The organism is Methanocorpusculum sp. (assembly GCF_030655665.1).
Lineage (GTDB): Archaea > Halobacteriota > Methanomicrobia > Methanomicrobiales > Methanocorpusculaceae > Methanocorpusculum.
The window spans coordinates 378,952-391,195 of the sequence record NZ_JAUSPQ010000008.1 but is presented as its reverse complement, the minus strand read 5'-3'; the positions used below and the strand labels follow the sequence as shown (position 1 = coordinate 391,195).

General features: G+C 47.4%; 10 protein-coding genes. 1 reads left to right on the top strand and 9 read right to left on the bottom strand.

All coding sequences use genetic code 11. The features are described from left to right. Nucleotides 1–16 precede the first annotated feature (16 nt). Nucleotides 17–2,623: an oligosaccharyl transferase, archaeosortase A system-associated gene (locus Q7J08_RS08170; protein WP_304911191.1), complete on the bottom strand. Its 2,607-nt coding sequence runs from the start codon at nucleotides 2,621–2,623 to the stop codon at nucleotides 17–19. A 125-nt stretch (nucleotides 2,624–2,748) separates the two neighbouring features. On the opposite strand from Q7J08_RS08170, the gene Q7J08_RS08165 reads away from it, so the two are divergent. After that, entirely contained in the window at nucleotides 2,749–3,879 is a 1,131-nt protein-coding gene (locus Q7J08_RS08165; protein ID WP_304911190.1) for a glycosyltransferase, read from the top strand. A 2-nt stretch (nucleotides 3,880–3,881) separates the two neighbouring features. Here the strand turns inward: Q7J08_RS08165 and glmS are convergent, their stop codons facing one another. Genes glmS through Q7J08_RS08125 form a run of 8 tightly spaced genes read right to left on the bottom strand, consistent with a single transcriptional unit; the run spans nucleotide 3,882 to nucleotide 12,194 of the window. Next, complete coding sequence (gene glmS / locus Q7J08_RS08160) at nucleotides 3,882–5,624, bottom strand: glutamine--fructose-6-phosphate transaminase (isomerizing) (RefSeq protein ID WP_304911189.1); 1,743 nt, start codon at nucleotides 5,622–5,624, stop codon at nucleotides 3,882–3,884. Nucleotide 5,625: 1 nt separating this feature from the next. Continuing rightward, complete coding sequence (locus Q7J08_RS08155) at nucleotides 5,626–6,750, bottom strand: sugar phosphate nucleotidyltransferase (RefSeq protein ID WP_304911188.1); 1,125 nt, start codon at nucleotides 6,748–6,750, stop codon at nucleotides 5,626–5,628. A gap of 1 nt (nucleotide 6,751) precedes the next feature. Then, entirely contained in the window at nucleotides 6,752–7,951 is a 1,200-nt protein-coding gene (gene glmU, locus Q7J08_RS08150) for a bifunctional sugar-1-phosphate nucleotidylyltransferase/acetyltransferase (protein ID WP_304911187.1), read from the bottom strand. A 3-nt stretch (nucleotides 7,952–7,954) separates the two neighbouring features. Next, nucleotides 7,955–9,214, bottom strand: coding sequence for a phosphopentomutase/phosphoglucosamine mutase (locus Q7J08_RS08145; RefSeq protein WP_304911186.1), 1,260 nt, complete (start codon nucleotides 9,212–9,214; stop codon nucleotides 7,955–7,957). Between the two features lie 36 nt (nucleotides 9,215–9,250). Continuing rightward, nucleotides 9,251–9,841: a hypothetical protein gene (locus Q7J08_RS08140; protein WP_304911185.1), complete on the bottom strand. Its 591-nt coding sequence runs from the start codon at nucleotides 9,839–9,841 to the stop codon at nucleotides 9,251–9,253. After that, nucleotides 9,838–10,368, bottom strand: coding sequence for a cyclase family protein (locus Q7J08_RS08135; RefSeq protein WP_304911184.1), 531 nt, complete (start codon nucleotides 10,366–10,368; stop codon nucleotides 9,838–9,840). Before Q7J08_RS08135 ends, Q7J08_RS08140 begins: the two co-directional genes overlap by 4 nt. Beyond that, on the bottom strand, nucleotides 10,369–11,478 hold the full coding sequence (locus Q7J08_RS08130) for a SufD family Fe-S cluster assembly protein (protein ID WP_304911183.1): 1,110 nt from the start codon (nucleotides 11,476–11,478) through the stop codon (nucleotides 10,369–10,371). It lies immediately after the preceding gene. After that, entirely contained in the window at nucleotides 11,466–12,194 is a 729-nt protein-coding gene (locus tag Q7J08_RS08125) for an ABC transporter ATP-binding protein (protein ID WP_304911182.1), read from the bottom strand. Before Q7J08_RS08125 ends, Q7J08_RS08130 begins: the two co-directional genes overlap by 13 nt. Nucleotides 12,195–12,244 lie beyond the last annotated feature (50 nt).

Here is a 12,244-nt window from a genome sequence, read left to right as displayed (position 1 = left end):
AAAGTGTGGGAAAAAGTTAGTTGATAGTCAGACCATTCTGCACTGCTTGTTCAGAGACTGCGAAGGTCTGCCCGGTTCCAACAATGGTGTATAGTCCGGTGGTTTTTACGTCAGAAGAACTTCCCGAGGTGACATAGGGGACAATAAACTGCCCGTCCACACTTTCCTGACGGTAGGTGAAGGTCCGGCCGTTGTTCGTTATAACGTCTACTTCGATGATCCCCTCTCCTTTGATGACAGCTCCGGGAACATATTCGAAGGTCTTTACATATGCAGTTCCGCCTTCATTTGCTCCGGTTACATAGCCTCCAACGACATAGGTCGTTGATTCATACGTTAAGCGGAAGTGCTGAAGTGCGGGTACCTTGACACTTGGAAGATTGTAGTTGGTAAGATCGGTTGGGGCTGAGATTACGTAGGCATATTTTCCGCTGGTCGCGTTGGCGTTATAATTCTCAGCTGCAGTCCATGCTTCATCAACATCAGTGTAAACTTTTGTAGATGTAATCACCGGAGCACCGTATCCTGCAGTCGAGTCGGTGATCACGACATAAACACTTCCTGCATCAGTCATCGAGCCGTCAAAATTCTGTAGCCTGACGGTCAAAGTGTTGTAGAATTCGGGTGTAGGGGCTGAAACATAGGAATAGGTCCCGTCTGAGCCCTGTTGAAGGAAGGTGTAGTAGTAAGGGGTGGTTTGTAATGTAGTGTCATTCCAGATGGCCATTGCTCCAAAGATGCCGTTTGCCATCAGATAATCGGTCATTACGTACTTTGTACCAAGATGATCCAGCTTTTCCATGATCTGCGCCTCATCTGTATTTGTTAATACGGCAGCAACACCATACTCTCCAGAAACTCCCGCCTGGAACGGATTGCTGTTTGGAATCCTCTTACCGATGGTTGTGATGTAATGCCCGTAGTCCCACCATGAGAGAACACCATAGGACTCAGGCGGATAGGTAAATGTAGATTCATCATAGATCGTCAGATAATCCACCCCGGTGTCAGGAGTATTTACAGAGAGCCACTCGCACGCGTCGATCCAGTCCTGTGTCGTCCCCCCGTTTGCAGAGGCTGAACTTAATTCAACTGCATATGCAGATGAAGAACCTACAAATACGACTGCGATGATCATGATAACAACAAAGATACCCAGTTTGATCGGATCCGGTTTTCCTGAAGCAGATTTCTCCTGAGTTTTGGATTTTTTGGCTTGTTTTTTGTTTGCAGGTTCAGTTGGTTTTTGTGATTCTGTGCGTTTTGCAATAAGTAAACCAAGATCTTTTTCTGCAAAGGTGATCGCCCATCCTACGAATACAGCTGCGAGTAACGCGACATTTGCGGCAAAGTAATACTCCCAGCGTATGTGAGCACATGTCGCAAAGAACATGAAGAAAGACCAGATAACGACAAAGAGGACACCGGGCGTTTGATGCTTCCAGATATTCCAGAGGAGGCAGATAAATCCGCCGATCGCAAGAAGAATTCCCCAGTTATATGATGAAACTGCGCTGGTAAAAGACCAGGAAGACATCTCCTGAACGGTCGCAGCAGTGGCATTGTTTGCGAAGAACCCGGCAAGATTTCCGATCAATGAGTTGAAGAGATCTGGGAGAGCGAGGGCAAGGATCAGTGAACCTGTAGCCAGCAGTATGACCAGCGTAATCAGATAATAATACCAGGGTTTTTCGAATTTTGTTACGAGGCGCGATATAAGATATAATACGACCGTGCCGAGAACAAGGAGCAAATGTACGAGGAACAGACCTAATGAATAATCGGTGAAACCGAAACTGAAATTACGAATGCCGTACAGCAGTAATCCAAGTGCAGCAATGATAAACGTGACCACGTTCAAACTGAGGAGATACTCAGTTGGTTTGCCTGAATATTGATTCAGAATGAACTGGATCAGCGTAAATACGGCTACAAACATACCAAAGACAACCATGGTAGTCATCGTAAGGAGCCCAAGGAAGTATGCGATACCGCAGATAACTCCGTAGAGTAAAGGCAGTTTCAATGTTGAAAATTGTTTGAGATCGATCTTGTGATCGCTGAGTGCATACAAAGTGAGCACATAGCAGAGACAGAATAAACTAGAGAATAATGTTTCCGCAATGTGGTGATCAAAATGTCCGTAAAGCGAACGGGAGAGGAATTGACCCCCTATAACTGCAATGAAGAGCGCGGAGATGAAACCTGTTTTCCAGTCGCCGATCCTTTTTCCAAGGAAGAACATGACCGGAACCATGAGTGCACCGAGAACTGCCGGGGTCCAGGATACTGCCGTGATAATGTCCACCCGTGTTGCGGCCCCTGCGATAAGAGCAAAGAACGAGGCAATGTAGGTAAAGAGCGGACCCCAGACGATTTCCTGTCCGGTAGGATACAGCGTCATTGGTTCGAAGAAGATATACCCAAAGTTGTTTGCAAGAGCCACTTCAACTAACCGGAGGTTATACCACGCATCCGGGCCTGCGATCATATTTCCGGTGCCGGCTAGGACGGCCATCGGGATTATTCGTATCCAGAAAGCAAGTAAAGTACATATTAGGACGGCGAGTCCGATAATGCCATAACGATATCGTTTATCGTTCCAAAAACTCTGAAAATCCATAGTCTATCACGGGTAGATATTAGCTATATATTATCTGAGCGTTGTTAAACAATAAAATAATTGGAAAGCTAACCCGCAATCATGAATATCTCTAAGTATGGAATCAGCGCAATGAATAATAAATAATGTTTCTTTATCTCCTTCCAGTCGGGGCGGGAATCATACTTCTTGCAGTCATCCCCTACATAGTATATTTATTCGGCGTGACCTTCGGAAAAAAGCCCGTAGAGATGGACTTAGATATAGCGAAGACTCTTCCGGCTATCTCCATTGTGATTTGTGCTTACAATGAAGAAAGAACCATCGCCAGAAAAATCCAAAGTATCTCCTCCTGCACGTATCCAAATGAGTTGATGGAGGTTGTCCTTGTTATCGACTATTCGGATGATAAAACCGAAGAGGTTGCTCGAAGTGAACTGGTCAATGTCGACTTTTCCTGGAAAATATATGTTAACAAACAGAGATTCGGGAAAAACACCTCACTTAACACGGGGATCGGTCTCACTGCGAACGAACTGATTGTCGCAACAGATGCAGATTTAGTCTGGGATACCACAAGTGTTGAGCATCTCGTTCGGAGGATACTGGCTGATGATAAATTTGCTGCAGGAACCGGCGATCTTCAGCCAAATCCCGGAGCTGACCGTGTCACCTCTATGGAAAAAACATACCGGTCCTATTTTGGTCGAATGGCTGAATGGGAATCTGCTCATGATGCCACGCCGGCATTTAACGGCTGCCTCTTGATCATGAGAAAAAGCATAGTCGACGGAGTGAATGAGACAAGCGGCGCAGACGATGCTAATCTTGCTTTTGAAGCTATACGGAAAGGGTATCGGACATTTTATGAAACTCGGGCAGCTATCTACGAAGAATTACCGGAAAATCTCAAAAAACAGTACACCCAAAAAGTGCGGCGGGCCAAAGGACTCATCCAGACAACACTCGCGAACCGGGATCTGCTGGAAGTAGATCGTCCCTTCTGCCGGATATTCTACCCTCTTCGGTTATGGATGTATGTGATTACACCGACAATGCTTCTGATCGGCGGCATAATTTTTTCGATCGGATTACTGCTCAATCTACCGCTCCTCTTGACAGCGCTTCTCATCGCCTTCCTTTTGTTTAGTGTCATCAAAAAAGGAAATCTGATGACTGCTTTTGTCACGAATCAGTTTTATCTTCTCGCCGGCTTCTACTCAAGAAAGAATAATGCTGTCCTATGGAAAAGCACGTCGAAAAAAGTCGGAGAGTAACGTTACTCTACCGTCACACTTTTTGCCAGATTTCTCGGCATATCAACATCTCTCCCAAGAGAAACTGCTGTGTGATATGCGAGCAGCTGTAGTATGATCGAAGACAGGATGACCGACCCGTATTCTGAAACCGCAGGAAGCGGAATACATACGTCAGCAACATCTTCCAGATCTTTGTCGCAGTCTTTGCCGATCGCAATGATTGGAGCGCTCCGTGCTTTAATCTCTTTTAAGTTTGACATCATCACCGGGTAAACAGTGCTTGAAACACACATCGCTATGACCGGGGTCTCCGGGGAAAGTAATGCAAAAGGTCCGTGCTTCAGTTCACCGGCGGCATAGCCTTCTGCATGGATGTAGGAGATCTCTTTCATCTTTAACGCGCCTTCCATTGCTACCGGATAAAACATCCCTCTCCCAATGTATAGAAGGGAGGAAGCATCTTTGCATAATTTGACTGCATCCGACATATCCGTGTTGAGGATCTCAGGAATATACCGCTGGATCTCGGTCAACTCCCTATCCAGCTGATGATCAGAGAGCAGATTTACTATCTGCATAAATGCGGCGACCTGAGAGAGAAATGACTTCGTTGCTGCAACACTCATCTCAGGACCTGCTCTCGTATAGAGAACGGATGAAGCTACTCTTGTAATGGAACTTCCCAGAACATTGGTTATTGCCAGTGTCTGAGCACCTAAACTTTTTGCAAGTTTCAGGGCTGAGATCGTATCTGCCGTTTCTCCTGACTGTGAAACACCGATCACCAGATCCGTGTGCGGTGTCGGGAAGTACTTAAATTCTGATCCAAGTACCACGCGTGTGGGGATATGACATATGCTTTCCATCAGATAGGAAAAAACCAGTGACGCGTTTGCCGAGGTCCCGCAGGCAACAACCGTAATGAAGTGCGCGTTTTTGATCAGATCCATCTCATTCGTACAGCGTTTAATTGAAGAAAGGGTATGTGCAAAAGCTTCCGGCTGTTCGAAGATCTCTTTGAGCATAAAATGCCGAAACCCTCCTTTTTTGACCTCTTCCAAACTCCACTCGATCTCAGTGACCCCGCGTGAGACAGGTAAGCCAGCATTATGAATGGTAAAACCGTTTTTCGTTATCTCCATAACATCCCCCTCCTCGAAATACACAGCTTTCCGGGTGTAATCCAGAAGAGGAAGAGCATCGGATCCCAGTATAAATTCGCCGTCACCGATACCAAGAACAAGAGGGCTTCCGTGTCGTGCCGCGATCACCTTCTCTTCTCCTTCAGCGAGTATCAATAGCGCATACGAACCCTCGAGAAGGGGCAAGATACTTGATACTGCTGCAAAAAGATTTCCTGCATACTTTTCTGCGATCAGATGGGGGATGACTTCCGTGTCGGTCTGTGATGTAAAAACGACACCGCGGTCTTCCAGTCCTCTTCTGAGGTCTGCATAATTTTCAATGATCCCGTTATGAACCACGGCGATCTTCATCTTTTCATCAAGATGCGGATGGGCATTCGTTTCGCTGGGAACACCATGGGTCGCCCAGCGTGTGTGACCTATGCCAACAGTCCCTTTCAGATGTTTGGCGGATTCGGCGGATTCTGAAATTTTTCCAAGATGCTTGTAGGATGAAAGTGATGGAGAAAGAGTGGCTAGCCCGTATGAATCATAACCCCTGTACTCTAAGCGCAGAAGACCGGATGTACAGACCTCGGCGGCCTCACGGTATCCGATATATCCCACAATCCCGCACATCTCAGATCACCTGAGCGTTATCCGGAATCTCTTTTTCCAGGATTTTTCCGCCTTCGATAATGACATTGTTCCCAATTATTCCGCCTTTTATTACAGTGAAGGGGCCAATATTTACGCGGTCTCCGCATACAGCACCGAACTCGTTGGACACTGTCGAGAGATGATTACTGTAGATCCCACCCTCTCCGAGAATCGTATCTACAACCCGGGAGTGAGATCCGATGATACAGTCATTCATGATAATACTGTTTTCGATGTAGGTAAAAGGTTCAATCGTGACGCGGGATCCAATGGAGGTGTTTGGACCTATGCATACATTTGGCCCGACTATGCTTCCCTCTCCGATAACTGCCGGACCGAGAATTACCGTACCCGGGCCGATCACGGTGTGTTTTGCAATGGATACGTGTCCCTGGACAGTAACGCTTTTGTCGACCGTGCCTGAAATTTTTTCTCTTACCTGTTTGAGCAGGTTTTTGTTTACTGAAAGCAGATCTTTTGGATAGACAGCATCCTGCCAGTCGTTTGCCGAAACGATGGAGATCTTCATTCCCGCTTTGATGCTTTTCTCCAATGATTCGGGAATTGTCCGCTCCCGTATATTTCCGATAAACTCCGGTGTAAAGATATAAACACCGCAGCTTACGAGAGACCCCGGTTCAACATCTTTCGGTTTCTCCACAATCCCAGTCAAAATCCCGTCATTGCTGGATATCACGCCAAAATTGGCGGGAGATGAGTGAGGGGCCACCAAAACGGCATTCTCTTTGTCCAGTATTGAACGCAGCGATTCAGGATCAACATAGTTGTCTCCTGCAAGCACGAGGGTTTTTGTATGGACATACTTCTTCGCCATAGAAAGAGCATGCGCTGTTCCCAGCTGTTTGTCCTGAACGACCACCTGCACGGGAACCGGATAGGTATTCAGAAACGTCATCACCTGTTCCTTTTTGTATCCGACAACCACCGTGATATCACGAATACCTGCGGCAACGACCGAGTTCAGAACATGTTCGAGGATGGGGCGGTTTGCCACAGGGAGCATGACCTTCGGACGGTTTTTTGTCAGAGGGCGAAGACGGGTCCCTTCTCCGGCTGCGAGGATAACTGCCTGAATTTTCGTCATCTTACTTCACCACCGTTTTGTTTTCGATCATTCCTGAAACGAGCGTGTGGGGTGCGACTCTTGTTCCGCTGCCGATCGAGGATCCGGTATTTATGGAACAGTTGATCCCAAACATTACATCATCCCCGATGACTGCCCCGAACTTCTTTCGACCTGTGGACATCCCGCCTACTTTTACCGGTCCATGATCGTGACGAAGGTTCGCGATCTTCGTTCCAGCGCCAAAATTACATCTGCTTCCGATCACACTGTCTCCGATGTAATTGTAATGCGGGATCTTCGTGTCATCAAAGATAATGGAGTTTTTGATTTCTACGGCATGACCTATGTGACAGTTGTTCCCGATCGTCGTTCCCGACCGGAGATATGCATTCGGCCCGACAACGGTGTTCTCACCTATGATACAGGGCCCTTCAATGTAGGTCCCGGATTTAATAACGGATCCTTTTCCAAGAATCAGCTGACCTTTGATCATCACATTTTCCTCAACAGTTCCATTCTGCTCTCCGACCACAGTCTCAAGGAGATGTTCATTTGCACTCAGCATATCCCAGGGGTATCCCACGTCCATCCAGATCGAGAGGGGATAAGCGGTAAGTTTTCCCTCCGAGATGTAATCAGTCAGAGCATCGGTCAGTTCGTATTCCCCTCTGGTTGACGGTGAAAGCTTTTTGAGAATGACAAATATATCTGGATCGAAGAGATAGGCTCCGGCGTTGATGATATTTGATTTCGGGTGAAGGGATTTTTCTTCCAGCGTAGTGATTTTATCATTTTCAACAGTTACTACCCCAAAACTTTCCGGGTGCATCGTCGTAGAGGTGGCCATAACCGGACTTGGAAGAGCAGTGATCTTTTCCAGATCAGCTCTTTCAAGGATCATGTCGCCGTTCAGCATCAGAAATATATCATGAATAAACGGTTCGACCGTTTTCAGGGCATCTGCCGTCCCCATCTGTTTTCTTTGAACAACGTAGTGTATCGACACGCCAAAATTTGAACCATCATCAAACCATGTTCGGATCGCTTCTTCACGGTATCCGACAACAAGAATTATTTCAGTGATGCCGGCATCACGCACATTTCTGATAAGATGTTCAAGCATCGGCTTTCCCGCTAAAGGCAACATGACCTTGGGGCGGGACGTTGTGAGAGGTCGCATACGGGATCCTTCACCTGCGGCTAGAATTACACACTGCATACATTACTCCTTGATCTGATGAATGGCATTACGGATCCTGGTCATTCCTGCATCCAGCATCCGTTTTGCATCGTCTCTTGTTCTTCCTTCTGCTGTACAGCGGATCTTAGGTTCGGTCCCGCTTGCACGGATCAGGCACCATCCGTTTTCTTCAGTGAGCCGGATCCCGTCCGTCGGCTTGTCCGCGCCGAGCCCTGAAAGGATCTCTTTTCCATGCTTTGTCTCCAAAGAATCACGAAGGATGGTATATCGCGGCATCGCATCAAGCTCCTCTGCCACATTCCATTCACCCGAAATCTCGGCGAAAAGTGCTGCAGCGTAAGGTCCATCGGGACAAAGGGAGTGTTTCGGGAAGATCCAGCTTCCTGACGGCTCACCGCCGAACGTCCCCCATGAGATGAGTTCCTCGGAAACAAAACTGTCACCAACCGGAGTTCGGTGAACCTCGGCGATCTCTTCGATCGCCATTGAAGCGTCAACGGTTGTAACAACCTGTTTTGCATCCAGATACTTCGCAAAAAGCATGAGCAGATGATCACCGTCAATATATCTACCCCAATTGTCGAACGCCATCATCCTGTCGGCATCCCCGTCATTCACGACTGCACAGTCAGCATCGATTTTTTTCATCAGCTTTGGGATGTGGAGAAGATTTTTTTCGAGCGGTTCGGACGGGCGCGCAAACTTTCCTGCGGGATCACAGTTTACAGAAATGACGGTTGCTCCCGATTCTTCAAAGAGCTTGGGCGTGATCTGTCCGCCGGCTCCGTTACCACAATCCACGACCACAGTCAGGTTTTCCGGAATACAAACTGATGTAAGGATCGCTTCTTTATGCGGAGTAATAAGATCAGCATCAGTTAATACACCCTGTTCGTCCCACTTACTCCACGAAGGATGTTCTACCTCATCTTCGATCTCTTTTTGCTGAGCGAGCGTATAAGAGGATCCGTCAGACCGGAAAAGTTTGATCCCGTTGTAGGGCTCAGGGTTATGTGATGCCGTTATCATAACACCTGCATCCGCAAATCCGGCACAAAAAGCTACGGTCGGGGTGGGACATATCCCGCCGTAGATAACATCCGCCCCATTACTGATCAGTCCCGAAATCACTGCGTTTGCGAGGATTTCCCTGCTGGTTCGCGAATCGGTTCCAAAAACAATGTGTTTTGCATTTTGTGCAACTGCCGCTCCAACTATCGGAGCAAGGGAAAGGAGGCGCTGATCAAACATCTGTCTGATACCGGACGAGCCAAAAAGCATAATGATTGTAATTATGTGTTTAAGAGAGTTAAATTATTAGGTCCCATAGGGACACCAGGACCTTTTTCCAAGAAGAGATGCCACTCCCGCACATGTGGGGCCGACAAACAACAGCTCCTTTTCCTGTTGAATCGCTTCATCAATTTCGGCAAGAAGATCGTTATCCTGCAATGCATCACCGGTCACGACCACAACATCGGCATCTTCTAGAAGTAATGTCTGTTTTATTTTTGGGATATCGCGGCCAAGAATGTAGACGTTTTTTCCATCAAGATACCGGACCAGTTCTTCATGGCAATCCTCAAAGTTTACTGTTGGACATGGACCAAGTTTTCGAATAAGCATGAGAAAACCTGTGACCACCGTCAAAGCTCCTGCCGCGGCAGCTTTTGTTTTTGGGGATTTCAGCGGGGCATCATACAGATTTTCAAGCCGCATTTTTGCACAAAATGGCTCAGTAGATGAGATCTCGGCGACCCTCCCGCCGAAACATACCTCAAGACAACTTCCGGAACAGAACTGGCATATGTGATTCTCAGGGCGGTTTATATAGACAAGGTCGCCGTCTTCAACACCCATTCCTGTAGCAACTTCGTGCAATTTTCTAACGGCATCATGTAATATCATAACATATCATCCAGTAAAATAACTCGTGCAGGCGAAGCGTCCGCCCCTTCGATTTTCAGAGGCAGAGCGATCATTTGATAAACACCATCCGAAATCTTCGAAAGGTCCAGCATCTCGATGATGACGATCTCATTTTTCAGTAAAAAACGATGAACGTCATCATCTCCTATCGAAGGTGTGTCACAACCAACTGTTTTGAAACCTTTGAGCAGGAGAACTTCAGCCATTTCCATAGATAACGGTGCTGCATTTTTAAAAAAAACTGCCTTGCAGTTTTGTGTCGGCAAAAGGGGAGAGGTTACGACCTCGACAGGAATGATCAGATTATCCAATCCTATCCTGTCAATGGTTTTTTCATTCGGGAAATAATGTGCGGGGGCATCGATGTGGGTGCCGGTGTGTGTCCCAAGAAACATGGATGAGATGTAAGCATTTCCTGCCTTCAGCGGGGTCAAAAGAAACTCCGGATCCCCGGGATATATATACATCCCGGGATGCAGGCCGACACTCACATCATAGATCTTCATTCAGAATCCGTGATCAGCCGAATCGATTGCATTTTCGATCTGCTTCTGGAGAGCATCCGGAAGACCTTCGATCCTGACATCCAGGAATCCGCGGATGATCGTTGCAGTAGCCTCTTCTTCCGAGAGTCCGCGTGCCATGAGATACTCAATCTCATCTCTCGCGATCTTGCCGACCGCTGCCTCATGGGACAGTTCAACGTCAACAACACGTCCGTCGATTTCAGGGATCGCGTGCATAATGCCGTCTTTTAATATAAGTCCGCGGCATTCGATGTGTCCTTTTGTCTGAGGGACTTCAGCAATTATAGCTCCGCGGGATATGATCGTTCCGCCGTTTGTAATAGCGCGGGTTATCAATTCAGCGCTGGTGTTCGGCGCCTGAAGCACGGCTCTCGAACCTGCATCGATGTATGAGCCGGTTCCGGCGACGATGACACTTGAAAAGCGTGCGACTGCGCCTTCACCTTTGAGAAAAGCGGTTGGATACATCTGGACCATTTTTGTAGGGCGCATACAGACGTAGTTGGAAAGGAACGTTCCTCCTTCTTCGACGACGGTCGCCGTACGCGGGAAGACTTCGATCTCTTCTCCCCACGTATGGATCATGGTCGAGGTCACTTTGGCATTTTTCCCAACATAGATCTCGTTGATCCCATAGTGTGCCCCCTCTTTTGTTTTCAGAGAACTTGCACATCCTGCGATCAGATGGACTTCGGACCCTTCCTCGGCTATGACGATGTTGTGCACAGTCTGAATCGTGTCGCCTTGGAGAAACATACAGCTCTGGAGGGGAAAGGTGGTTTTTGTTCCTTTATGGGCGATTATGACATAACCTCTCTGAGGGTGATCTGCGACGTACTGTGTGTACTTATCTTTGTCAGCCGGGACAAGGTTCCAGCAGTAATCCTTGAGCCACTCGTATTTTTCGAGTGCTTTTTCGATCATCAGCACCTCTACTCCTTCGGCTTGGGAACCTGCGTGAAGGATATGATCATTTACGAGGAGGAAACTTCCTGCGCGTCCTTCCATTGAATCGGTGTGGATCCCGGTTAAGGCAAGGCGTTCTTTATCTTCGGGGCTGATCCCCGAGAATCCATTCATTTCCGGCATGATAGACAGTCCTTATATCCTGATGTTTTCACACTTTTGAGAATTTCACGCGGGTTTCCGCTGCACTGGAGAGATCCGTCGATCAATACATAACCGACATCAGCCTCAAGATAATCAAGAATATATCCAGTGTGTGTGATGATCAGTCCAGATTTGGTACGGTTTTTCATATGGATCCCTTTTTCCAGAAGAGCGGCGGCGGCATCGCCGAGGAGGGCCATATTTTCCACATCCACTCCGCTTTCCGGTTCATCCAGCATCACAAATGACGGATTCTGAACGGTAAGCTGCAGGATCTCACTGCGTTTTATTTCTCCGCCTGAGAATCCTGCATTGACATCTCTGTCAAGAAATTTGGTCATGTGCAGTTTTTCCACGATAATTGGGATCCGTGCCTCATCGATGTTATTTGTTGCATTGATGAATTTGCCGAGTTTCAAGCCGGATATTGTGGGCGGGCGCTGAAACATGATCCCCATTCCTAGTTTTGCACGTTCGTGGACCGGTTTATGCGTAACATCAACGCCATTAAAGATTATTTTCCCGGAGGTTACTTTCGAAGAGGCAAAGCCCATTATCGTACGTAGAAGAGTAGTTTTTCCTGACCCATTCGGGCCAAGGAGGACATGGGTCTGTCCATCCGGCACGATCAAAGATATCCCGTGCAGAACTTCGCGTCCGCCAACTTCCACATGCAGGTTTTCTATCTCAAGCATGAAAAATCACGTAATTGTTTTGTCGTCTGTAATTGTAAAGATGCGTATTT

Excerpts from the sequence above, each read along its gene's own strand:
- Q7J08_RS08165 (WP_304911190.1), top strand. The coding sequence starts at position 2,749 with ATGTTTCTTTATCTCCTTCCAGTCGGGGCGGGAATCATACTTCTTGCA.
- Q7J08_RS08145 (WP_304911186.1), bottom strand. The coding sequence starts at position 9,214 with ATGCTTTTTGGCTCGTCCGGTATCAGACAGATGTTTGATCAGCGCCTC.
- Q7J08_RS08125 (WP_304911182.1), bottom strand. The coding sequence starts at position 12,194 with ATGCTTGAGATAGAAAACCTGCATGTGGAAGTTGGCGGACGCGAAGTT.
- Q7J08_RS08130 (WP_304911183.1), bottom strand. The coding sequence starts at position 11,478 with ATGCCGGAAATGAATGGATTCTCGGGGATCAGCCCCGAAGATAAAGAA.
- glmU (WP_304911187.1), bottom strand. The coding sequence starts at position 7,951 with ATGCAGTGTGTAATTCTAGCCGCAGGTGAAGGATCCCGTATGCGACCT.
- glmS (WP_304911189.1), bottom strand. The coding sequence starts at position 5,624 with ATGTGCGGGATTGTGGGATATATCGGATACCGTGAGGCCGCCGAGGTC.
- Q7J08_RS08135 (WP_304911184.1), bottom strand. The coding sequence starts at position 10,368 with ATGAAGATCTATGATGTGAGTGTCGGCCTGCATCCCGGGATGTATATA.
- Q7J08_RS08170 (WP_304911191.1), bottom strand. The coding sequence starts at position 2,623 with ATGGATTTTCAGAGTTTTTGGAACGATAAACGATATCGTTATGGCATT.
- Q7J08_RS08155 (WP_304911188.1), bottom strand. The coding sequence starts at position 6,750 with ATGACGAAAATTCAGGCAGTTATCCTCGCAGCCGGAGAAGGGACCCGT.
- Q7J08_RS08140 (WP_304911185.1), bottom strand. The coding sequence starts at position 9,841 with ATGATATTACATGATGCCGTTAGAAAATTGCACGAAGTTGCTACAGGA.